Origin of the sequence: Celeribacter halophilus, from assembly GCF_018860305.1 — a bacterium.
Lineage (GTDB): Bacteria > Pseudomonadota > Alphaproteobacteria > Rhodobacterales > Rhodobacteraceae > Celeribacter > Celeribacter halophilus_A.
Map to the genome: position 1 here is coordinate 464,014 of NZ_JAHKPE010000031.1, position 20,970 is coordinate 484,983.

The window sequence follows — 20,970 nt, forward strand, 5'->3', positions numbered from 1 at the left end:
CATGTTTAAGCACATCACTTCAATTGGGCTCTGCACGCTTTTCCCGCTGATGCTGAGTGGTGAAGCGGCTTTGGCTCAATCTAATAATTTTCGAGGCATATTTGTCGGTGACCACGTTCCTGGAGCAGAAGACTGCCGCATAACGGAGGCAAGCTCCCAAATCTTCTCGCGATACGGCACCGGCACCGATACCAATGATACAAATCTCGCGGGATTATATTCGGACTGGATCAATCTCTTGTACGAAGATGTGCAGACTGATGGCCTGAAGAGCGACTACGACGCCTATATCAACCTTCGGATTGACGTGTCTCAATCGTCCGATTTTGTAACAGAAAGTGGCAAGTCATGGACTCGGCAAGGCCAACCGTTTTTTGCCGAGGGAATGTTTGTTGCGATCGCGTACTTCGACAGGGTCAAGCTTGCATGCCCTGACTGAGCAGAGAAGACCTCCATGCTAAGGCTATGCGCCCAAGCTTAGCCGCGCGTTGATTTTTTGCGCTGCGGGCGCCGCGGCAAACCATGCGTGTGCAGAACCAAGGGCATCTCGGACTTTTCCGGGCTGCCTTTCCAAAAATGGCAGCACTTCCGAAGCACGATACAACCCCCCAAGAGACGGTGGTGGCATTTGCCGCTTCTGCAGAGCCTGGCGGGATACATCAAGGCGTGCCGCGACATCGGCCAAACTCACAAGATCCGGTTTTACCTCTCGCAGAGCCGAACCTTCAGGGAGCGCAGACATGACTTGCTTCACTGCTTCAGAAATTACAGCTTCCGCCTCGCCCCCTACGCGGGTCAGAGAAACTCCCACGAGTTTTGATGTGCCGAGACCAACAACGGCATCGTCACAGCCCGCCTCGAAGAGCGCGTCTAACAAGCTATCTTCTTCAATTTCGATCGGCGTTGCGAAGACCAGATCAAATTCGAATTCAGTGTTCATGATCGCTTCCTTTCTTAACAACGCAGCCTTGGGCCTTCTTCAGCAATTCTCTGGCGTGCTTTTGCGGATTGCTCGGCGTACTCCAAACAGACATGCGGCAGAAAATACCAGATCGACAGAGATTCTGCGCGTTAGCCGGACAAAGAACAAATCCCCAAGCGTGGGCACTCTTGCCTTTTGCTTTTTCGACCTGCCACCCAAGCAGCTCCAGTTCGACCAGCACACGCTCGATCTCTTTCGATGGATGTTTCGTGCGCGACATTAGGTAGGCCTTTTCTCTTCGGTTGTCAATCGACAACCCAGTCTTGGGTCAATGCAAAGATTGAAACCCTGTAAGGAAAATCAAGAAATGTGTACAGAATTGCAAGATCATCTAAATAGCGTGCAGAAAATACAACTTTTGCACGCCCCACCCTACTCAATGATTTCAACAGATTGGCGCGTGCAGAATATGCGTGCGAAAGTAACATGAGAAATATCGGATATGCGCGGGTCTCGACTGCGGGACAATCACTGGCTGGACAACTTGAAACGCTCACGGCGGAAGGTTGTGAAATTATATTCGAAGAAAAGGTCAGCGGTGCCAAATCCAACCGTATCGAGTTGCAAGCCGCTTTAAGAGAATTACAGGCAGGAGATGTGTTGATAGTGACCCGCCTAGACCGCCTGGCACGTTCGACCTATGACCTTCTGTCGATCATTAAGCAGATCGAAACCAGCGGGGCACAACTGAAATCCCTTGCCGAGACCTGGGCGGATACAACGACATCGCACGGTCGGCTTATTCTGACCGTCCTTGGTGGGCTCGCTGAATTCGAGCGCGAACTCATTGTTCAACGCACACAGGAAGGGCGCGAGCGGGCAAAACGCGAAGGCCGGCGACTTGGGCGGCCGCCCAAGTTATCCTCCCATCAGAAGGCCTTGGTCACCAAATGGAGGAATGAAGGTCGGGACAACGCAGAAATTGCCCGAGATTTAGGGGTATCCAGATCGACCGTTTCGCGGGTGCGATAGAGTGAGCAGGTCAAGGTCTAGCTGAGGTCTGGGCCGAGATACTATTTACTATGCCCATTATCCACGTTCGTAGAGGCGTGCATCCAGTATCGCACTCCGTCATCGCGTATGGTGTTGCGAACGGCCCATTCCTGCCGCTCGCAGGTGGCGTCAATGCTGCAATGCCATTTCACCAGATCGGCCATTCGCGGCACCAGTGAGTCCGGAGGGTCAATCACGTAGGAACTTGCGTAATAATCGCAGCGCTTGATCAATCATAGACCCAATGCTTGCCACCCGAACCTGACCGAGGCATTTATTGGGGCAACTGTTTCCAACCGAGACCTGCCCATGGCCCGCAAACCTGCCCTCTCTACTGACAAGCTGAAAGATCTCGGCGCAGACAAACTCGCGCAGCTGGTTCTGGAAGAGGCCGAACGCAATGCTGGGTTCCGGCGGCAGGTCAAAGCGGCGCTGGCCGGGAAGTCCGGCCCCGAAGTCATTGCCAAACTGATCGACCGACGGCTGTCCGGGCTGGCGCGGGCAAAGAGCTTTATCGAATGGGACAGGGCCCGCGCTTTTGCCGACGATCTGCGCAGTCTGACCGATACGATCACATCCGAGCTTGGACCTGCCGCCCCGGCGCTGGCCATAGACCGGTTGCTGCGCTTCATCGCCACCCATGAACAGGTGTTCGAACGAGTCGACGACTCGTCCGGCCGCGTTCAGGACGTCTATTATCAGGCGATCCATGCAACCGGCGATTTGGTCGCCAGCCTGCCGGTGCCTGAGGCCGACGCGCTGCCGGAGAAGATCATGACCGCACTTGGCGAAAGCACGCATGGCTATCTCGCTGACGTGACCGAGGCCGTAGCGCCGCATCTGCCGCAAGACACTCTGGCGCGTTGGGACGGCAATCTGAAAGACGCCATCGCCGAACGGCAGTCCGAAGAAGCCGCGCGCAAATCGGATGGCTGGTTTTACTCCATGGCCTCGCAATGGGCCGGGATGCGCCAGATCCTCGCCTCGGCGCGGGGGGATCTCGATCTGCTCATCGCGCTGGAGCTCAAGAAAAAGCCACATATGCAAGATACACTGGGGATCGCGGCGCAGCTACTGGAGGCTGGGCGCACCGCCGAAGCGCTGGAATGGGTGCGCAAGCCCGGGCGGCGGACTTTTGGCGAAACCGATGATGGCCTGGCACCAGAACGCGTCAGCCTGGAAGCGCGCATCTTGGACGCCACCGGCGACAGATCTGCGGCGCAGGCCCTGCGTTGGCACTGTTTTGAGGCACGTCTGCCCGCCGACATCCTACGGGAGTATTTAAAACTTCTACCGGATTTTGAGGATATTGAGGCCGAAGACCGTGCTCATGCATTTGCGTTGGAAAAGGCAAAACCCGAGGCGGCGCTGCAATTCTTCCTTGATTGGCCACGACTTGATTTGGCAGCAAAGCTGATCACGACGCACCCGCACCGCTGGGACGGGGGGGATTGGCACAACCTGCCAAAAATCGCGGACCTGCTGGAACACGATCATCCCTTGGCGGCGACAATCTTCTACCGGGCCCTTCTGGACAACATCCTCGACCGCGCACGATCCAAGGCCTATGGGCACGGCGCAAAATATCTGGGGAAACTGACCCTATTGGCCCCAGAGGCGGACGCCATGCGCCCCGGCACAATGACCGACCACGCAACCTATCTTGCCGAGCTCAAGAAAGCCCATGCTCGTAAATCAGGATTCTGGGCGCGCGTCGGTGATGGCCAACCTAAAACGCCAGAAACAAGTGGGACCCGTCGCCCTGTGTGGAGCAAAGATGATAGGTAACGGCCCACACCGGACATTGATCCAACCATGCGTCGCCGCACCGCAGCTTCCCTGAAGCGGTCATTGGAACAGTTACGCAGCATTTTGACCAGTTCGATGTCGGCAATGCGGGACAAAGTGAGCTTTCGCTGCGGTTGCGCCAATGACCGGTTCGGTGAACTGTTCATCAAACGGTAGCATTTGAAGCGGCCTGTGTGGGTGCCGGGAAAGCAAGATGTTGGTCGATGGTCGCGTGTCAGGTCCTGCTTGACACTTTCAATACCAAAACCGTAAGACGAGGGCAGGTATTGGGCACCTGCCGCCTGCGGACGCAAGTCTCGGTGAAGCTCAAATTGACAAAGACATACGCCCTCGAAGCATTTCGCAGGTGGCAACGCAGGCTCCCATCCCATCAGAAATGCCTCATATGAGGAGTGAATGATGTCGTCTCAAAACGCATCCGAGAATCGATTTTTAACGACTACGCCGAAGCGGCTTTTTGTCGCCAATGCTCTGCCTATGATGCTTATCATGGTGATGAGCGGTCTTTTGACCGTCGTAGATGCTGTGTTTCTGGGCCACTTCGTCGGGGCTGATGCCCTTGCGGCCGTCAGCGTCGTATTCCCTGTTATCATGATCACAATAGCACTCTCGACCCTTGTCGGCGGGGGAATGTCCAGCCTTCTCGCACGCCATTTGGGGGCAGGAAACCACAGTGATGCGGTTGCTGTATTCGCGCAAGCGCATGGTCTGGCGCTGTTTCTGTCACTTTTGCTCATATCGGCCTTTGGTGTCTTCGGCGGGGTCGTCATAGACGCGCTTGCGGACGGCCAGCCTGACATTGGACACATGGCTTATACCTATCTGGCTATCATGATCTTTGCGACGCCTGTGCAACTGCTCTTGAGCGTCCATGCAGACGCGGGGCGCAACGAAGGGCGTGCGGGCCTGATGGCGTTGATGTCAGTCGGCGTCACACTCGCCAATATCGCATTGAATTACGTGTTGATCGTGCGCCTCGACATGGGCGTTGCGGGGTCAGCTTGGGGAACGGCAATTGCACAGGGGGTAGGTCTTGCACTTCTTTTAGGCTTGCGTTTGCCCAAGCAAGAAATCTTGTCCCTTCCGGCCCTTAGAAACGCACGTTGGGTTGGGAAATGGAAAGCGATATTGGCCCTTGGAGCCCCTGTCAGTCTTAGCTTCATCGGGATAGCGCTGGTTTCAGGAACGGTGATCTCGACGCTGCGACTGACGTCCGACACCGGCTATGTCGAGGCGGTTGCCGCTTACGGCATAGTGACCCGAATTTTTAGTTTCACATTCATGCCGCTTATGGCCATTGCATTGGCAACCCAAAGTATTGTCGGAAACAACGTGGGCGCAAAGCTTTACCACCGCTCAAATGCTGTCCTGCGGATCGCACTCACTGTTGCCGTTCTTTATTGTGCTGTCATTGAGGTGATCTTGCTTGCCGGAAGTGGTTGGATTGGTCGAGGCTTTGTCAGCGATCTGAACGTGATCTCACAGGTTGGGGTCATTTTGCACCCAATGTCGTCCCTTTATCTGTTTTCTGGTCCGGTTCTTGTGCTCGCCCTCTATTTTCAAGCTATTGGAAAACCCGTACATACCGCCGCTCTAACGTTGATTAAGCCCTTTGTGTTCAGCCCTCTGCTGATCGCCATTTTGGGCATTTTTTATGGCGCACAAGCGATCTGGCTTGCCTTCCCAATTGCTGACGGGATCGTGGTTAGTATCGCCATTTGGATTGTGATCGCGTCCCAAAGGACGGGCAAAGGCAACATTGGTTTTGGATTGTCGGGTCAGGAGGTAGCACGATGAACCTACAATCTGTGATAGAGGCTAAATCCCAAGCTAAGGCCTTGCGCGCATCACTCGCCGCGCAAGGCACAACCATCACCCATGCGCGGGCACTGGAACTCGTCGCCCATCAGAATGGTGCCCGAGATTGGAATACGCTTCAAGCCAAGCTGTCACGGGCAGAGCCGCAGCTTTTTCATCTCAATGACCAAGTTAGCGGGCACTATCTGGGGCAGGCCTTCACTGGGCGGATCGTAGCTCTTTCAAAAGTGGGCGCAAACACGCAGGTTTCGCTTCAGCTGAACGAACCTGTTGATACGGTGCAGTTCGAAAGCTTCTCAAACATGCGCCGACATATCAGAGGCATGGTAGGGCCCAACGGCCGATCACCCCGCAAAACGTCAGACGGCACGCCGCACTTGGTCATAGATATTCCGAGCAGGTGATCTGAAATTTCTGAACGGCAACCAATTTCGGGTGGTTGCCGTTCATGCGCGCAACCTAAATCGGACTTTCGCGCAGCTTGCAGCATCGGTGAGTATGGGCTCAAACCGGACTTGCAGCGGTGCGACACGAGAATCTTGACCTTGCAGGATTCGGCACGACCAACCGGATGACCGGTCCCAGCCCAAAGCGGAGATAACTTGTGCAGCCGCAGCAACTGAAGCTTTCCGAAGTGAGGGTGGGCAGCGGAAGTTCGCTGCAGCCTGCACTGATGACCGGTATCCGAAACACATACTCCAACGAACCGTGGCAAGCGGTACGAAACAGAGGCAGTGGGTTCAAAGCAACTTGCGCTGCGAAGCGAAATTCGCAATGTTTAGCGCGAGCCATGTATCCAAGCGATTGGATATAGGGCTATCAACATTTACCGAAACCCTCTCCTTTCGTGCGCAACGATTATCGGGGAAGTAATATGCAGGATTAAGTATGGCTATTTGGCCAATTTTTGAAGAAAAAGACAACGTAATCCTTGTTGAAGTTGGAAAGACTGAATGGGAGATGAGTCCAGATGGATTCCAAATGGGAATATCTTCTGGCGCTCTGTTTGAAAACGCCAACAAAGTATTGGAAGCCATCAGAGGTTACACTCCCAAAGATATCGGTGAACAAGTATTCCTCCTTGCACCCGCAGCCTTGCCTGGAAGCAATGAGCAGCCAATGTTCGAGTATCTTGGCGTGTATTTCTCAGGGATACACATAGTTCCAGGATCGATGAAGGTGTGGCTGAACCTATCGATAGCTTTCAACGTCAGCACGACAATCGCGGGCGGCTACAACGATATAAGAGAGTTCGTGCCAACCATAGTAAACGACGCGCGGAGCGTAATAGATTATCTGGACGATACACTTTCTCCAAATGCTCGTGACCGCAGTGCGCCCAGCTTCAAGTTTTACGATGTGGCGCGTCCTGAAACGATTGAAAAGCGCGCTATCAATGAGATGCTTAAAGGAGGGAAGCCCGGCATCGATGTTTAGGGCATGATTCACTGCATCAAGAGGATGCTTGTTGCTCTGACAATGGCCGTCAGTAGCGCGGAAGCAAACAAAGGTGTTGTCCGCGTTGCTGACCTCGGCTTGCCTGGCCATGCTGCACGATGCATTGGGTGGCTGCTTTGGGGAAGCTGCACGGCAGCGACGGGGCGCACTGTGAAAGGCAGGTCAGGACCGACCACGTCGAGAAAAAGGTCACGGTTCCAGATTTTGCAAAGGTCACTATCTGCACATTGCTGCCCTTGGTGCATAGCGCAGCAAGAGCAAATGCGCGGGAGGGGATGCGAATGTCGGCTTTTCACAATGCGAACCAAGAATCGCGCGCCTGCAGATAATGTCTACAAACCGCCCTACCTGTCGTATGCAGTGATCGGCCTAGACCTACTTTTGGCCAAGTGTCCAAGCGCTGAGTTGCAGCTTCCCCGAAACAGACTTTCAGCGGGATAATCCTGGGTGGTGCAACCCGCAATTGCCAAAGGTGCTCAAAACAATTGTAATCAGTAACAAGGATTGAATTCTGATGCTCTTAATGCCCTGAAGGAGTGAATAATGGTGGCTGAGCTTGAAGGCGCGCTGGCAAAGATGACGGGAAAGCACAGAGTTGCTTTGGACTGGTTCAATGAGAACAAGGGGGAGATCATTACGTGGAGCGATATCCAGAAGTTCTCCGCGGACCACAGCAGGTTAGTCAATCAAGCGAAAGGCATCTATAAACCACAATACACCGATTATGCCTTAAGCCTCCGCACGATCCAGAACGGACCCTATCCGGACAAGGATGTCGAGTACCGTCCAGATGGCAGCTGGGCTTTGCACTACTTCCAGGAAAACCAGAACCCGGCTCAACGTGACCGCGAGGCTACCAACCGTGGACTGATGAGGTGCATGGAGGACCAGGTCCCGGTCGGAACCCTCGTGAAACGCCAACCTAAGCCGGGCGTAGCTTACGAAGTCCTTGGTCTCGGTCTGGTGACCAAATGGGAGAATGGGTTCTTCACTATCGAAGGCTTTTCCGACGCAGGCGAAGTACATGATACCGAACAACCGGATGCTGCCCTGTTACGTGCGACCAATGGTACGATTAGCGAGGCATTCGACGCTGAAAATGATCAGGATTTGCGAGAGAAGACCTTGGCACAGGTTGCCAGACGGAGAGGCCAAGCGGCCTTCAGGGCGGCCCTCTTAGAAGCTTATGGCGGCAAGTGCTGTGTAACAGGCTGCACCCTTAAAGACGCACTGGAGGCCGCTCATATCGCCCCCTACCGTGGTGACCACTCGCACCATGTACAGAATGGTCTTCTCCTACGGTCCGACATCCACACGCTCTTCGATTTAGGGTTATTGGTCATCACAGAAGGCTACCGTGTAAAGCTATCGAAGGTAGCCCTAGAAGACGATAGCTACGCTAATCTTGAAAGCACGCAGCTCTTGTTGCCCGATGATCAGACACGCTATCCAAGCTTGGATGCACTCGGGCGTCACCGAAAATGGGCTGGAATTTAATTGCCGGGGGGCGTTGCCAGATCAGCCAAACCCGGAACGATGTAGCCTGCATCATGCAAGAAAGTCAGCGCTGCATCGAAAGCTGGCGGGTAGACGTGACTAACACGGCCATTTGGGGGACCGAAGAACTGAACATTCATGCATGCTGCAGCAATTGACAGTTTGGATTTTCAGCCGACTTACGGTCGTGGAAACTTAAGTCAGCTCATAAATGCGGCAAGCTTTGCGGCTCTGTGCGGCGTTAGTCCCGTTCGGGCTTCTTCATCGGGGAAAACTGTTCGACATAGGCTGAACAGAAGCGGTGATCGCGCAGCCAACAGCGGCAGAATTTTACGCGGCGTTGACACCTGCTTCGTCCAGACCCGCAAGACTGCAAACGGTCTTGCCAAGATCAAATCCCAAAACTTTGATGTTCATCAGATGCTCCTTTCTCCACCTATGTCCGCAACAATAACAGCGGTTTGGTCGGATGGAAGTTCATTCCATTAGCTCAGTGAACTCTAACCATAGCGAAGAAAAAACTGGAAGCCGGCTGATTGATACTCCTGAAACCCGCAATTGGTGGAGATCAGAATATGGGCTGGAACTTCTCATGATGGAATGACGAGACATATGTGTCTTCACATCAGGCCCGAACCAGACATTGATGGAACCAAAGAATGCCGCGGTGAAGTTTCACCAAACAGGCCCTTCAACACATCGTGCGGCATTTTTCAGGTGCGAAAGGCAGCAGTGCGGGACTTTTCTGCCATTGGCCCAAATTAGGAAACTCTCCACCACATTATAAATCTTGCAATGTATGCAAGTTGAAATGGAAAAAGGATAGCTGCCAATGCGTACGAGGCCAGAAGCATCCAATCCACCCCTCCCACAGGCAGCCCAAGCGACAAATCATATGCGATTTCAATCTGCCGCAGACAGGCAACCGCCGACGCACCAGTAAAGGCAGATCTGCTGATAGTATTCAGGCGCCTCTCGAGAGGAGAATAACGCTGTTTTTCAAAATGTGCCGCACCGATCCTGATTTTCTGATGCAAGAGGTATCGTGGCATACTTTCTGCATAGCGCATTTTGGGGCTAGCAAGACCTTTACCCGACACATTTTCAATTAGTGGAAAAGCACGTTCGAGAGGGTCTTCTTGCATGAGTTTTCTAAATTTCAGCAAATCCCGAATTCTAATTTCATTACTGCCACGTTCATATTTCCCATATGTTTCTCTTGTCCGCCCCAAATGCGCCGCGACATCTGCTTGCGTCATACCACGGTCCTCACGCTGCATTCGCATCACTTCTCCGAGAATTTTCAGTTCGTCTGATTCGGTTTTCGGAAGGTTTTTTCGGGACATCAGATATTCTCTTGATAGCAACTTAAAATTATTTTGGAAAAAACCGTAAAAATGTCAATTTTTTTAAATGACTGAACTTGTTATGGGATCTTCTCCCATGAGAAAAATCGCTCTCAAAGATGAGAATATTTTATCTCACAGCTTAAGAGCTGAGCTTTTGGGCCTCCTCTTGTCAGAATAAAATTAAATATTTTAGCCTGAGCCCTGACACCAGAATGCTGAGAAATGGTCATGGCTGCGTGGGAAACTTTACTTATGAAAAACACCATCCAGCCAAGCCGCATGAAGAAGTGAAACAGTTTTTTCCACCAATGCTGACCAACCTCAGAAAGTAGACCTTATTAGAAAATACCAAACGCGATGGCTAACATTCAAAAAATAGCAGTGACTGCTAGCGAAGCAGCCAAAATGCTTTCACTGAAACATAGTGACTTCCTTGAGCTTGTTTCATGCGGGCACCTTCCTCCCCCTATTTCAGGCCTTCCGAGGCACACACTTTGGTCAGTTGACGCACTACAAAGAGCTATAGATGGCAACTATCGTCCGACAAGGAAATTCCGTCCATGAGAAAAAATAAACGCCCAAACTTACCCTATCTCGAATTCAAAACTGTGAAAGGGCATACTTACATTTACTTCAGAAGGGGCCAGATCCGAAAACGACTACCAGATAATCCTGACACTCCTGAATTCATGGAGGCGTATTCAAAAATGCGTTTTGGGCATTTCGATCATACGCCTACACGAAACTGGAATAAACTCATCATGGCGTATTATCAAAGTCCTCGCTTCAAAAAACTCTCCAGATCAACACAACTTAACTACAAACGACACTGCGAAGAAATACGTATGAAAAACGGTACGTTGGCAGTGGCAGACTTCAAGCGAAAAGATGCCATCGCTGTTCAAGAAGCCCTTCAAGACACATGGTCGAAAGCCAACGAACGCCTCGCCGTACTTTCTGTCCTCTGCAAGCATGCAATAGATCTCGATTGGATTACCACAAATCCAGTCACAGGCATAAAGAAACTTGATGGCGGCTCCTATTCAGCATGGCCCGACAATAAACTCGAAGCCTACGAGGCATATTGTGAAGCCCATCAACTCACCCTTGCCCGAACAATCTATGAGCTCGCGATAGGTACTGGGCAGCGCCTTGGGGATTGCATTAAAATGCGATGGTCGGATTTTGATGGAGAATACATGTCCGTCGTGCAGGAAAAAACCAAAATCAAAATGGATATTTTCTGCCCAGCTCGCTTACGGAATTATCTGCAAAAACTTCCTAAGAACGGGGCATACATTCTCGCCAAAAATCTCACCGAACCGATCGGCAAAAGACAGATCCAAAAGAGTATTGAAGACATTCGTCGCGCAATCGGGGTCTTTGAAGCGGATTATCGGCTAGTACCTCATGGCTGGCGGTATACAGCAGCAAAAGAGATGGCAGATGCAGGGGTGGATATGACCGACATTCAAGCCGTTACAGGTCACAAAACACTTGAGATGGCGTTAAAGTACACTTCAGGGGCGGACCAAAAAGCTGCCTCGAAGCGGGCACAAATCATCAGAGAACAGAACAAGACCAGAACGTGAAAGTGCGAAACTTAGTGCGAAACTCGGCACAATCCATCATAAACCAGGAGACAGAAATGAAGTTTTATCAAATTAAATCAATATGGTGCGGGTGGAGGGACTTGAACCCCCACGCCTTGCGGCGCCAGAACCTAAATCTGGTGCGTCTACCAATTTCGCCACACCCGCGTGGCGGTGCAGATAGCAAAACGCGCGGATGAGGAAAAGGGGCAATCGTACAGTTTCACCGCCCAAATTCACGCGTCAGCCCGCCTGCGCCCAAGAAAATCCTGTTCGCTAACATAAAAATAACATATTCTGGGTCACAATTTGAGGCAGACTTATCCAGAGGCCCTGACATGACCTATAAAGGCAGCGGGCACGATCATGAGCATGGCGACGGGCGCGACCCGTCCCGAAAGCTCTGCGTGCGAGACATTTTTCCGAATTATGACAAGGGCTTGCCCCTTGGGGCGAAAGTATTGACTGCCGACGGGCTGCTGCCGGTCGAATATCTTGAGCCGGGTGATCGGGTGATCACGCGGGCGGGGATGCGTCAGGTTCTGGGCATCGACACGCCTGCGCCGAAGCGATTCAAGCTGAGTTTTGCGCGTGAGGAAGTCATCTATGCCGATGGTGTGATGGTGATGAGCGAAACGGGGCAGCCTTTCGCCGCCTGATTTCGCCGCATGGTTTTCCTTGCCCGGCATTTTGATGGCGATCCGCCCCTTAAAAGCGGCTTTTCAAGAGCCGCTTTTGATTTGAATATTTGGGGCACAAAAAACGCACTCAGCTCACACGGCAGGAGCCTTGCACAAAAGCCCACAGAAGCACTGCGCATCTCAGGTCTTTTCGTAAGGCACTTTAGAGGCCAAGGCCGCGCAGCACTTTGGGGAGGGTTTCGGGAAGGTCTTCCGCGATCAATCCCGGACCAAAGCAGCGCGCGGATTCGACGTGGAGCCATGCTGCGGTTTCGGCCGCCTGATGCGGGGGGAAACCACGCGCCATCAGGCCCGCGATCAAGCCCGCAAGCACATCTCCCGCGCCAGCGGTGGCAAGCCACGGCGCGGCGCGCTCATAGACCGCGGCGCTGACGGTGCATTGACCATCAGGACTGGCGATCACCGTGTCCGGCCCTTTGAACAGCACGGTGCAGCCTGCGCGTTGGGCCGCAGAGCGCGTGGCATCGACCTTACTATAGGCGGGACCAGTTAGAGACGGATCGGCAAGACGCGCGGCAAGGTCGGGAAAGAGGCGCTTGAACTCGCCCGCATGCGGGGTCAGTACACAGTTTTCATGCAGGCTTGCGAAACCGGAGTCGCTCTGGGCCAAAGCGGTCAGCGCATCGGCATCGAGCACAGTCGCGCGTCCGGACGCCAGAACAGCGGGTAGAAACGCCCCTGCCCGCGCGACACCGAACCCCGGCCCGAAACACAGCGCGTTGAGGCGCGGATCGGAGAGCACGCGAGTGAGGAGGTCCGGCGTGTCGATTTCGGTCAGCATGAGCGCGGTGATCTGGGCGGCGACCTCTGTGACCGCCTCATGCGGCGTGCCGAGCGTGACAAGCCCCGCCCCCACGCGCAGAGCGGCACGCGCGGCGAGACGGCCGGCGCCGGTTTTGCCGGACGGACCGGTGAGGATCAGGGCGTGGCCGTGGCTGTATTTGTAGCCGAAGCTCTGCTTGGCGAGAGCGGAGCGGGGCGGCCCATCATAGAGCGTGACGATTGCACCATCCTGCGAAGTATCATCCACCGCATTCAAACCGATATCCGCAACCGCGACCTGACCGCATATCTGCGGTCCCTGCCCCAGAACATGCCCCAGCTTCAGAGTATGGAAACTCACCGTCAGATCGCTTGGGAAGACCGCGCTAGGGTTGTCCCCAAGGATGCGGCCCGAATCCGAACACAGCCCCGTGGGCAAATCCACCGCCACACGCCGCACGGTCCCCTTCCTATGCGCTAGGCTCTGCGCCACAGCGGCCATCTCGGCGGGGATCGGACGCGTGAGCCCCGTGCCGAAAAGCGCGTCGATCACAAGATCACAGCTCTCGATCCGGCCGACACACTGATCGGCAAAACCGGCCACATCGCCCAAACCATGCCATTTCTCATAATTGGCTCTGGCATCCGGCGGAAGTTTCTCGGGCGTGCCGTAGAGAAACACCTCCACCTCCCAGCCGCGCTGCTTCAACAGTCGGGCAATGACGAAACCGTCGCCACCATTGTTGCCGGGACCACAGAGGACGACCGCTTTATTCGCGCTATGCGCCAGTTCCGGCCACGCATCCAGAGCGGCCTTCACAACGCCCTGCCCCGCGCGCTCCATCAGTTCCAGCCCTGTCACCGCGCCAGAGGCCATCGCGGCCTGTTCGGCGGCGCGCATTTGCGCACTGGTCAGAAGTTCTACCATGAGTCACCTTCCTCACCTTGCAGGATAAACGGAGTGCGCAGGGCGGGCAATATCAAGTGGTCCGGCTCTCAGCTTGCACAAACATTGGTCAAGAGTTTTCCAAATGATGCTTTTTGCCGCATAAGTTTTCAAAGTGCACATTTTGAATCCTGTTAGATTAAATATTGTGCAACAGCATGCAAATCCTGTGGGCACATCTCGCTGCATCTGCCGAGTCGATTGTGACCGGATAAGAGAAATGGTCTCACAGTTTACGAATGGAATTAAGGGAGTCGAAGGTCCATGAAAAAGATCGAAGCGATCATCAAGCCCTTCAAGCTCGACGAAGTGAAAGAATCGCTGCAAGAAATCGGCGTGCAAGGCCTTTCCGTTGTCGAAGTGAAGGGGTTCGGGCGCCAGAAGGGGCACACAGAACTGTACCGCGGCGCGGAATACGTTGTGGACTTCCTGCCGAAAGTGAAAATCGAGGTCGTGCTGAGCGCTGATCAGGTGGACGAGGCCATCGAGGCCATCGTAACCGCGGCGAAAACCGACAAGATCGGCGACGGCAAGATTTTCGTTTCTCCCGTGGAACAAGCGATCCGCATCAGAACAGGCGAGTCCGGTCAAGACGCGCTTTGAGCAAGGCGCAGGGCGCGCAGCCGACGGCCCCTAACCGGCCTCCATCGCAGCGCGCCATTCGTCACAACACAATTTCTTAACGAAAAGGACTAGGTCAAAAATGAGCATCCAAGACGTTCTCAAGACCATGAAGGACGAAGACGTCCAATATGTAGACGTGCGGTTCACCGACCCGCGCGGCAAGCTGCAACACGTCACGCTGCGCCACACGGAAGTGGACGAAGATTTCTTCGAAGACGGCTTCATGTTTGACGGTTCCTCCATCGCTGGCTGGAAATCCATCGACGAATCCGACATGAAACTGATCCCGGATCCGTCTTCGGCCTATATCGACCCGTTCTACGCCGAGAAAACCCTCTGCGTGCATTGCACCGTGGTCGAGCCCGACACTGGCGAATCCTACGAGCGTGACCCGCGCGGCTGTGCGCAACGCGCCGAGGCTTACCTGAAGTCCTCCGGCATCGGCGACCAGTTCTTCTGTGGTCCGGAAGCTGAATTCTTCCTGTTCGATGACGTGCGCTACTCCGTCGAGATGAACAAAGTGTCCTACGAAGTGGACGCTCTGGACGCCTCCTGGAACACCGACACCGAATATGAAATGGGCAACACCGGCCACCGTCCGGGCGTCAAAGGCGGCTATTTCCCCGTCAACCCGATCGACGACGGTCAGGACATCCGCGGTGAAATGCTCACCACCATGGCCAACATGGGCATGAAAGTGGACAAGCACCACCACGAGGTTGCCTCCTGTCAGCACGAGCTTGGCCTGATCTTCGGCACACTGACCGAACAAGCCGACCACCTGCAGAAATACAAATATGTGATCCACAACGTGGCACAGGCCTACGGCAAATCGGCAACCTTCATGCCGAAACCGATCGCAGGCGACAACGGCACCGGCATGCACGTGAACATGTCCATCTGGAAAGACGGCAAGCCGCTCTTTGCAGGCGACAAATATGCCGATCTCTCCGACGAAGCCCTGTGGTTCATCGGCGGTATCCTGAAGCACGCGAAAGCGCTCAATGCCTTCACCAACCCGTCCACGAACTCCTACAAACGCCTGATCCCGGGCTTTGAAGCTCCGGTTCTGCGCGCCTACTCCGCGCGTAACCGCTCCGGTTGTGTGCGTATTCCGTGGGCCGAATCGCCCAAGGCAAAACGTGTGGAAGCCCGCTTCCCCGATCCGAGTGCGAACCCCTACCTGTGCTTCGCAGCACTCCTGATGGCCGGTCTCGACGGCATCAAGAACAAGATCGATCCGGGTTCGGCGTCCGACAAAGACCTCTACGATCTGCCGCCGGAAGAACTGGCCGAGATCCCGACCGTTTGCGCCTCGCTGCGTGAAGCGCTCGAAGAGCTGGAAAAAGACATGGACTTCCTCACCGCAGGCGACGTGTTCACCAAAGACCAGATCGCGGGCTACATGGATCTCAAGTGGGAAGAGGTTTACGCCTACGAACACACTCCGCACCCGGTTGAGTACAAACTCTACTACTCCTGCTAATCGGCAGCGGTTTTCAGAATTGGAAAGGGCTCCTTCGGGGGGCCCTTTTCTTTTGCGCGTGCCTGTGTGTAGCTACGCGCCATGACCGTCACGCTGCGCCCCCATCATCTCCTGTGTCTGCTCACCTATGTGGGCAAAGGCTATTCACCGGCTTTCGTGGAAAATTACGACCGGATCATCGCACGGCTGGGCGCAGGCGAAGAGATCGCCATGACGGAGGGGCCGGACGACATTTGCGCACCGATTGCCTGCGATCTCGCGGAACATTGCCACGGGGCTTCGGTCATCTCCCGCGATGCCTGCGCCGCGCGTGATGTGGGACGGGTTCTGGGCATGACCATTGCAAGCGGCACGCGACTCACGCTCACCGCAGACAGGCGCGCAACGCTCAGAGCTGGTTTTGCGACCGGAGACATCCGCAGCGCCTGCACCGGATGCAACTGGTCAGAGCTTTGCTCGGAGGTGGCCGCAGGCGGGTTTCAGGGCGTCAAACTCACCTGAGCCTAACCGCCCTCCCCCTTGAACACATCCTCCAGCGGCGGCGCGGTCAGCACGAATTGATCTTCGGAGCCCACATAATTGTCGCCATGCAGCCGCGCAATCGGTTGATAGACCTCTGGATTCACATACCGGCCCGCATCGTCCAGACAATCGCGGCGGACATGCATCTGGACCGCCTCACCGATCACCAGCACACGGTTCGGCCAGTCGAGCAGGCGCTCGGTCCGACATTCGAACACACAAGATGCCCCCATGATGCGCGGCGCGGCTATGGAGGTGCAAGGCTCCGTCTCCACCCCCGCCAGCGCCAGTTCATCCACGCCAGACGGCACAGCCAGCCCCGCCACCAACATGGCCTCCGACAGCGCCCGATCCACCATGTGAATGGCAAACTCTTCCGTGCGCCGGATATTGGCGGCTGTGTCCTTTTCCTGCTCCGGCTTTGACGCGATCCCCAGCACCAAAAGCGGCGGTTCCGAGGACATGACGTTGAAAAACGACATCGGGGCCGCGTTATGCGTCCCGTCCGGATTCACCGTGGTCACCAAGGCGATAGGACGCGGTCCGACGAAATTCGTGAGCAACCGGTAGCGGTCGCGGGCGGGAAGTGTGGTGAAGTCGAACTGCATTGAGGTCTCCGGACGGGGTGAACGTCTTTCGCAACCTCCTGAGGCCAGATTGATTGCGCAAGACCAAGCTATATCAATAAGTTGCGCGGCACTTCACGAGCGCCACCTCACAACACATCCCTGACCGCTTCCGGCGGACGCCCGAGCGCCACGCCTTTGTCGGTTTCGACCACAGGACGCTCCACCAAACGCGGGTGCGCGGCAATCGCGTCAAGGATCGCCTCAGGGTCGGATTTGGCCGTGATGCCCAAGGCCTTGGCCTCCGCCTCTTTCGCCCGCAAAAACGCGCTGGCGGGCAGGCCGGAACGGCGCACAAATTCAGCGAGTTTCTCCCGCGACACCGGCGTTTCAAGATAGAGTACCACCTCGGGGGTGATCCCTTCCGCCTCGATCAGCTTGAGCGTTTCGCGTGATTTGGAGCAGCGTGGATTGTGGTAAATCTTCGTCATCTCTGGCACCTCTCTGACCCTTGCAAATTGCGCTGTTGGCGCGGGACAGGCAACGAGAACAAAATAGAAACAAATTGTTTCCGAGTTTGCGGATGCATTGGTGAGTATTGCTTAACCTATGCACTCTACCCCTGTGGGCATGAAACATATCCTGCCACATATCCCGATTCCGCTCACGGAACTCCTGCTCCTCATGTCGTTTTTCGCACTTCTGATCTGTGCGGGATAAGGTCTCCCCGCCATGCCCGCCGCACCATGAGCGGCCCTCATAATCTCTATGCGCAGTCTCCCTGTTGAATGCCCCGCCGCCCGCGCGTAATGTCACAGGGAATATGCGAACGGGAGGATAGAATGTCCGATAGAAAACAAGGCTTTGACACGATACAGGTTCATGCGGGAACCGAACCGGACCCCGCAACCGGTGCGCGTCAGGTGCCGATTTACCAAACCACGGCCTATGTGTTCAAAGATGCCGACCATGCGGCGCGGCTCTTTAATCTCGAAGAAGTCGGCTACATCTACTCGCGGCTGACCAACCCGACAGTGGCCGCCTTGCAAAACCGCATGGCTGCCCTCGAAGGTGGCGCAGGGGCGGTCTGTTGCTCCTCCGGCCATGCCGCGCAGATCATGGCGCTCTTCCCGCTTATGGCACCGGGCAAGAATATCGTGGCCTCGACCCGTCTTTACGGCGGCACGCTCACCCAGTTCACCCAGACCTTCAAACGCTTTGGCTGGTCGGCCAAATTCGTCGATTTCGACGATTTCGACGCCATTCGCGCCGCGATTGACGACGACACGCAGGCGGTGTTCTGCGAAAGCCTCGCCAACCCGTCAGGGGCCATCATGGACCTTGATGCCATCGGCGAGATTGCCAAACAGGCGGGCATTCCGCTGATCGTGGACAACACATCGGCCACGCCTTACCTGTGCAAACCCATTGAGCACGGCGCAACGCTGGTGGTGCATTCGCTGACCAAATTCCTCACGGGCAATGGCACCGTGACCGGCGGCTGCATCGTGGACAGCGGCACGTTCGACTGGTCCGCTTCGGGAAAATTCCCGTCACTCTCCGAACCGGAACCGGCCTATCACGGCCTGAATTTCCATGAAGTGTTCGGGCCGATGGCCTTTACCTTCCACGGCATCGCCGTGGGGCTGCGTGATCTGGGCATGACGCTCAACCCGCAGGCCGCGCATTATACACTCATGGGGATCGAGACACTCAGCCTTCGGATGCAAAAACACGTCCAGAACGCGCGCGAGATTGCCGGCTGGCTCGAAGGTGACGACCGGATCGAGGCGGTGACCTATTCCGGCCTGCCCTCCTCCAGCTACTATGACCGCATGACGCGAGTCTGTCCGCGTGGCGCGGGCGCACTGTTCACCGTGGCACTCAAAGGCGGGTATGATGCCTGTGTGGAGACCGTCTCGAAGCTCAAGCTGTTTTCCCATGTGGCCAACCTTGGCGACACGCGCTCTCTGGTGATCCATCCGGCCTCGACGACCCACCGTCAACTCTCGCCGGAAGACCAGATCAAAGCCGGTGCAGGTCCGAACATTCTGCGCCTCTCTGTTGGGATCGAGGATGTGAACGATCTGATCGCCGATCTGGATCAGGCTTTGAGCTAAACATCTCTACAATAGAACTGAAAAACCCGCCGGACCTCCGGCGGGTTTTTCTTTTGAAATAAGCCACGCGATACATGGCACAGGGTCATCAACGGCGCAGGACCGTAAATGCGAGCGGAGGTCACACCCGCACAAACACCCGCATGCGCGTCAGCACTTTTACACGCGTTAACATTAATCAGATTAACCTTAACAGGATAGAAATCCCAAAAGCGTCAGTAAGAAACCAAATATCTATTGGGATCTTTGCCAAACTGCCGCTTGGACACATGCCCCACAGCTTATTCAGCCGCCTTCGCAATCTCAGGCTTGATATATTTTTCCATGATCTCGACCGTGATCGGACCGGCAAACCGATAGGCAATATGCCCTTCAGCATCGAGAATATAGGTCTCCGGCACACCATACACGCCCCATTCCAGCGCCGTGCGCCCCGGTTCGTCTTGGGCAATGGCCGTGTAGGGATTGCCCAGATCATCCAGAAATTTAAGCGCGTTGGAGGCTTCGTCTTTATAATTGATGCCGTAGATCGTCACCCCCTCCTCGGCGAGGGTTTCAAGCTGCGGATGTTCGGCACGGCACGGCGCGCACCACGAGGCCCAATAGTTGACCAGCTTCACACCGCCTTCGCGCAGCATCCCGTCGGTGAGCGACTCCTTGCCCTCAAACGGAGTAACAGAGGCGATCGACGGTGCCTCCCGCCCGATTTGCGAACTGGGCAATTGCTCCGCATCCTCGCGGGCCATGCCATATGTGACCAGAGCAATGAACCCCGCCGCAACAACCAGCGGCAGCGCCATAAGTGGGTTGATCCTAGCCATGGGTTTTCCGCTCCTCAGCCGCTTTCAATTGCCGTTTCACCTTGGCCGACCGCGCCAGAGAGCGCCAGATCAGCCCCGCCAGAAGCAGGAAGGTCGCCCCGTAGGCCATCAAGACATCCCCTGCATATTTTCCAAGATCAGGCATTTTTCACCCTTTCGCGCATTTCCAGCGCGTGCAAACGCCGCGCGCGGATTTCTGTGCGGGTGCGCAAGAGCACCAGCGCAACAAACAACAGAACAAAGCCCGCAATCGCCACCAAGGCCGGATACCAATAGACATCCGCCACGTTTTCCTCGGCATCCAGAGACAGCGAAGCCCCTTGGTGAAGCCCTTGATTCCAAAAGAGAACAGCATAGCGCGACAGCAGGGCAAAGACGGAACCGACAAGGCAGAGCACCGAGGTCAGGTCGGCGGCCGTGTCGGGATTTTCGATGGCTTCCCAAAGCGCCATATAGCCGATGTAGAACAGCAGCAGGATCAGAAAAGAGGTGAGCCGCGGGTCCCATTCCCAATAGGTGCCCCACATCGGCTTGCCCCAGACCGCGCCCGTGATGAGCGCGATAAGCGTCATGGTCATACCGATCGCGGCGGCGGATTTGGCGGCCAGCGCAGACACATGGTGCCGCCGCACGATCCAGATCAGCGAAGCCACCAGCATCATCGCCCAGATGTTGATCGCCATCATCGCGGAGGGCACATGGATGTAGAAAATCTTGACCGTCGCGCCTTGGCGATAATCATCAGGGGTCAGGAAAAAGCCCCAGACCAGACCGATCACGAAAATAACCGCCGCCAGAATGGCAATCACGGGCAAGGCACGGTCGGTCCACCACATGAATTTGCGTGGATTGGCCCATTCCCAAAAGGCGTTCCAGTTGATGGCCATATGCTGTCTCTCCTCTCGACGCGCGCAAGCCTAGGGG

22 protein-coding genes, 1 tRNA gene and 1 pseudogene are annotated in these 20,970 nt (G+C 55.3%); 14 read left to right on the forward strand and 10 right to left on the reverse strand.

Features of this window, described 5'->3' with window-relative positions; all coding sequences use genetic code 11:
- Position 1 precedes the first annotated feature (1 nt).
- Positions 2–439 carry a hypothetical protein gene (locus KO492_RS14125; RefSeq protein WP_216045541.1) on the forward strand — a complete coding sequence of 146 codons (438 nt, stop codon included), beginning with the start codon at positions 2–4 and terminating at the stop codon, positions 437–439.
- A 24-nt stretch (positions 440–463) separates the two neighbouring features.
- On the opposite strand, the gene KO492_RS14130 is transcribed toward KO492_RS14125, so the two are convergent.
- Both KO492_RS14130 and KO492_RS14135 read right to left on the reverse strand, forming a co-directional pair.
- Complete coding sequence (locus KO492_RS14130; protein ID WP_216045542.1) at positions 464–940, reverse strand: hypothetical protein; 477 nt, start codon at positions 938–940, stop codon at positions 464–466.
- On the reverse strand, positions 930–1,202 hold the full coding sequence (locus tag KO492_RS14135; protein WP_216045543.1) for a hypothetical protein: 273 nt from the start codon (positions 1,200–1,202) through the stop codon (positions 930–932). The genes KO492_RS14130 and KO492_RS14135 overlap by 11 nt, the downstream gene beginning before the upstream one ends.
- A 206-nt stretch (positions 1,203–1,408) precedes the next feature.
- Between KO492_RS14135 and KO492_RS14140 the strand changes: the two genes are divergently transcribed.
- The 7 genes and pseudogenes from KO492_RS14140 to KO492_RS14170 all read left to right on the forward strand — a co-directional run.
- Entirely contained in the window at positions 1,409–1,954 is a 546-nt protein-coding gene (locus tag KO492_RS14140; protein ID WP_216045544.1) for a recombinase family protein, read from the forward strand.
- A 330-nt stretch (positions 1,955–2,284) separates the two neighbouring features.
- Positions 2,285–3,763, forward strand: coding sequence for a DUF6880 family protein (locus KO492_RS14145; protein ID WP_216045545.1), 1,479 nt, complete (start codon positions 2,285–2,287; stop codon positions 3,761–3,763).
- Between the two features lie 417 nt (positions 3,764–4,180).
- Positions 4,181–5,581, forward strand: coding sequence for an MATE family efflux transporter (locus KO492_RS14150; RefSeq protein ID WP_252735531.1), 1,401 nt, complete (start codon positions 4,181–4,183; stop codon positions 5,579–5,581).
- Positions 5,578–6,006, forward strand: coding sequence for a glyoxalase superfamily protein (locus KO492_RS14155; protein WP_119838132.1), 429 nt, complete (start codon positions 5,578–5,580; stop codon positions 6,004–6,006). Before KO492_RS14150 ends, KO492_RS14155 begins: the two co-directional genes overlap by 4 nt.
- Positions 6,007–6,490: 484 nt before the next feature.
- Entirely contained in the window at positions 6,491–7,039 is a 549-nt protein-coding gene (locus KO492_RS14160) for a hypothetical protein (RefSeq protein ID WP_216045546.1), read from the forward strand.
- Between the two features lie 564 nt (positions 7,040–7,603).
- Entirely contained in the window at positions 7,604–8,557 is a 954-nt protein-coding gene (locus KO492_RS14165) for an HNH endonuclease (RefSeq protein ID WP_216045547.1), read from the forward strand.
- Positions 8,558–8,695: 138 nt separating this feature from the next.
- Positions 8,696–8,878 (forward strand): annotated as a pseudogene (locus KO492_RS14170) (transposase); the annotation flags it as partial.
- A gap of 440 nt (positions 8,879–9,318) precedes the next feature.
- On the opposite strand, the gene KO492_RS14175 reads toward KO492_RS14170, so the two are convergent.
- Positions 9,319–9,903, reverse strand: coding sequence for a helix-turn-helix domain-containing protein (locus tag KO492_RS14175; RefSeq protein ID WP_216045548.1), 585 nt, complete (start codon positions 9,901–9,903; stop codon positions 9,319–9,321).
- A 563-nt stretch (positions 9,904–10,466) separates the two neighbouring features.
- Between KO492_RS14175 and KO492_RS14180 the strand changes: the two genes are divergently transcribed.
- Positions 10,467–11,498, forward strand: a complete 1,032-nt coding sequence (locus KO492_RS14180; protein ID WP_216045549.1) for a site-specific integrase — start codon at positions 10,467–10,469, stop codon at positions 11,496–11,498.
- 83 nt (positions 11,499–11,581) lie between these two features.
- Here KO492_RS14180 and KO492_RS14185 read toward each other — a convergent pair.
- Positions 11,582–11,666: transfer RNA gene (locus tag KO492_RS14185), tRNA-Leu, on the reverse strand.
- A gap of 170 nt (positions 11,667–11,836) precedes the next feature.
- Here KO492_RS14185 and KO492_RS14190 point away from each other — a divergent pair.
- A complete protein-coding gene (locus tag KO492_RS14190; RefSeq protein WP_216045550.1) occupies positions 11,837–12,157 on the forward strand; it encodes a Hint domain-containing protein in 321 nt (106 codons plus the stop codon).
- A gap of 184 nt (positions 12,158–12,341) precedes the next feature.
- On the opposite strand, the gene KO492_RS14195 is transcribed toward KO492_RS14190, so the two are convergent.
- Complete coding sequence (locus tag KO492_RS14195; protein ID WP_216045551.1) at positions 12,342–13,889, reverse strand: NAD(P)H-hydrate dehydratase; 1,548 nt, start codon at positions 13,887–13,889, stop codon at positions 12,342–12,344.
- Positions 13,890–14,171: 282 nt separating this feature from the next.
- On the opposite strand from KO492_RS14195, the gene KO492_RS14200 reads away from it, so the two are divergent.
- The 3 genes from KO492_RS14200 (at position 14,172) to KO492_RS14210 (ending at position 16,518) form a co-directional block, all read left to right on the forward strand.
- On the forward strand, positions 14,172–14,510 hold the full coding sequence (locus tag KO492_RS14200; RefSeq protein WP_216045552.1) for a P-II family nitrogen regulator: 339 nt from the start codon (positions 14,172–14,174) through the stop codon (positions 14,508–14,510).
- Between the two features lie 100 nt (positions 14,511–14,610).
- Positions 14,611–16,017 (forward strand): type I glutamate--ammonia ligase, encoded by a 1,407-nt coding sequence (gene glnA, locus KO492_RS14205; RefSeq protein ID WP_216045553.1) that lies wholly within the window; start codon positions 14,611–14,613, stop codon positions 16,015–16,017.
- 81 nt (positions 16,018–16,098) lie between these two features.
- A complete protein-coding gene (locus KO492_RS14210) occupies positions 16,099–16,518 on the forward strand; it encodes a DUF1284 domain-containing protein (RefSeq protein ID WP_216045554.1) in 420 nt (139 codons plus the stop codon).
- 2 nt (positions 16,519–16,520) lie between these two features.
- On the opposite strand, the gene KO492_RS14215 is transcribed toward KO492_RS14210, so the two are convergent.
- Both KO492_RS14215 and arsC read right to left on the reverse strand, forming a co-directional pair.
- Positions 16,521–17,147 (reverse strand): flavin reductase family protein, encoded by a 627-nt coding sequence (locus KO492_RS14215; protein WP_216045555.1) that lies wholly within the window; start codon positions 17,145–17,147, stop codon positions 16,521–16,523.
- Positions 17,148–17,254: 107 nt separating this feature from the next.
- Positions 17,255–17,596: an arsenate reductase (glutaredoxin) gene (gene arsC, locus KO492_RS14220; protein WP_216045556.1), complete on the reverse strand. Its 342-nt coding sequence runs from the start codon at positions 17,594–17,596 to the stop codon at positions 17,255–17,257.
- A 351-nt stretch (positions 17,597–17,947) separates the two neighbouring features.
- Here arsC and KO492_RS14225 point away from each other — a divergent pair, with 351 nt between their 5' ends.
- Positions 17,948–19,225, forward strand: a complete 1,278-nt coding sequence (locus KO492_RS14225; RefSeq protein WP_216045557.1) for an O-acetylhomoserine aminocarboxypropyltransferase/cysteine synthase family protein — start codon at positions 17,948–17,950, stop codon at positions 19,223–19,225.
- A gap of 281 nt (positions 19,226–19,506) precedes the next feature.
- Here KO492_RS14225 and KO492_RS14230 read toward each other — a convergent pair whose 3' ends face one another.
- Genes KO492_RS14230 through KO492_RS14240 form a run of 3 tightly spaced genes read right to left on the reverse strand, consistent with a single transcriptional unit; the run spans position 19,507 to position 20,933 of the window.
- Positions 19,507–20,046 (reverse strand): DsbE family thiol:disulfide interchange protein, encoded by a 540-nt coding sequence (locus KO492_RS14230; protein WP_216045558.1) that lies wholly within the window; start codon positions 20,044–20,046, stop codon positions 19,507–19,509.
- The gene (gene ccmD, locus KO492_RS14235) at positions 20,039–20,191 is read right to left on the reverse strand and encodes a heme exporter protein CcmD (RefSeq protein WP_216045559.1); all 153 of its coding nucleotides are present in this window, start codon (positions 20,189–20,191) and stop codon (positions 20,039–20,041) included. Before ccmD ends, KO492_RS14230 begins: the two co-directional genes overlap by 8 nt.
- Positions 20,184–20,933, reverse strand: a complete 750-nt coding sequence (locus KO492_RS14240) for a heme ABC transporter permease (protein ID WP_216045560.1) — start codon at positions 20,931–20,933, stop codon at positions 20,184–20,186. Before KO492_RS14240 ends, ccmD begins: the two co-directional genes overlap by 8 nt.
- Positions 20,934–20,970: the final 37 nt, after the last annotated feature.

Bases quoted from the DNA above. Each gene is read 5' to 3' on its own strand.
- KO492_RS14230 (WP_216045558.1), bottom strand. From the start codon at position 20,046: ATGGCTAGGATCAACCCACTTATGGCGCTGCCGCTGGTTGTTGCGGCG.
- KO492_RS14175 (WP_216045548.1), bottom strand. From the start codon at position 9,903: ATGTCCCGAAAAAACCTTCCGAAAACCGAATCAGACGAACTGAAAATT.
- KO492_RS14145 (WP_216045545.1), top strand. From the start codon at position 2,285: ATGGCCCGCAAACCTGCCCTCTCTACTGACAAGCTGAAAGATCTCGGC.
- KO492_RS14200 (WP_216045552.1), top strand. From the start codon at position 14,172: ATGAAAAAGATCGAAGCGATCATCAAGCCCTTCAAGCTCGACGAAGTG.
- KO492_RS14240 (WP_216045560.1), bottom strand. From the start codon at position 20,933: ATGGCCATCAACTGGAACGCCTTTTGGGAATGGGCCAATCCACGCAAA.
- KO492_RS14165 (WP_216045547.1), top strand. From the start codon at position 7,604: ATGGTGGCTGAGCTTGAAGGCGCGCTGGCAAAGATGACGGGAAAGCAC.
- KO492_RS14150 (WP_252735531.1), top strand. From the start codon at position 4,181: ATGATGTCGTCTCAAAACGCATCCGAGAATCGATTTTTAACGACTACG.
- KO492_RS14195 (WP_216045551.1), bottom strand. From the start codon at position 13,889: ATGGTAGAACTTCTGACCAGTGCGCAAATGCGCGCCGCCGAACAGGCC.
- KO492_RS14210 (WP_216045554.1), top strand. From the start codon at position 16,099: ATGACCGTCACGCTGCGCCCCCATCATCTCCTGTGTCTGCTCACCTAT.
- KO492_RS14225 (WP_216045557.1), top strand. From the start codon at position 17,948: ATGTCCGATAGAAAACAAGGCTTTGACACGATACAGGTTCATGCGGGA.
- KO492_RS14160 (WP_216045546.1), top strand. From the start codon at position 6,491: ATGGCTATTTGGCCAATTTTTGAAGAAAAAGACAACGTAATCCTTGTT.
- KO492_RS14140 (WP_216045544.1), top strand. From the start codon at position 1,409: ATGAGAAATATCGGATATGCGCGGGTCTCGACTGCGGGACAATCACTG.
- KO492_RS14180 (WP_216045549.1), top strand. From the start codon at position 10,467: ATGAGAAAAAATAAACGCCCAAACTTACCCTATCTCGAATTCAAAACT.
- KO492_RS14155 (WP_119838132.1), top strand. From the start codon at position 5,578: ATGAACCTACAATCTGTGATAGAGGCTAAATCCCAAGCTAAGGCCTTG.
- glnA (WP_216045553.1), top strand. From the start codon at position 14,611: ATGAGCATCCAAGACGTTCTCAAGACCATGAAGGACGAAGACGTCCAA.
- KO492_RS14135 (WP_216045543.1), bottom strand. From the start codon at position 1,202: ATGTCGCGCACGAAACATCCATCGAAAGAGATCGAGCGTGTGCTGGTC.
- arsC (WP_216045556.1), bottom strand. From the start codon at position 17,596: ATGACGAAGATTTACCACAATCCACGCTGCTCCAAATCACGCGAAACG.
- KO492_RS14215 (WP_216045555.1), bottom strand. From the start codon at position 17,147: ATGCAGTTCGACTTCACCACACTTCCCGCCCGCGACCGCTACCGGTTG.
- KO492_RS14190 (WP_216045550.1), top strand. From the start codon at position 11,837: ATGACCTATAAAGGCAGCGGGCACGATCATGAGCATGGCGACGGGCGC.
- KO492_RS14130 (WP_216045542.1), bottom strand. From the start codon at position 940: ATGAACACTGAATTCGAATTTGATCTGGTCTTCGCAACGCCGATCGAA.
- ccmD (WP_216045559.1), bottom strand. From the start codon at position 20,191: ATGCCTGATCTTGGAAAATATGCAGGGGATGTCTTGATGGCCTACGGG.
- KO492_RS14125 (WP_216045541.1), top strand. From the start codon at position 2: ATGTTTAAGCACATCACTTCAATTGGGCTCTGCACGCTTTTCCCGCTG.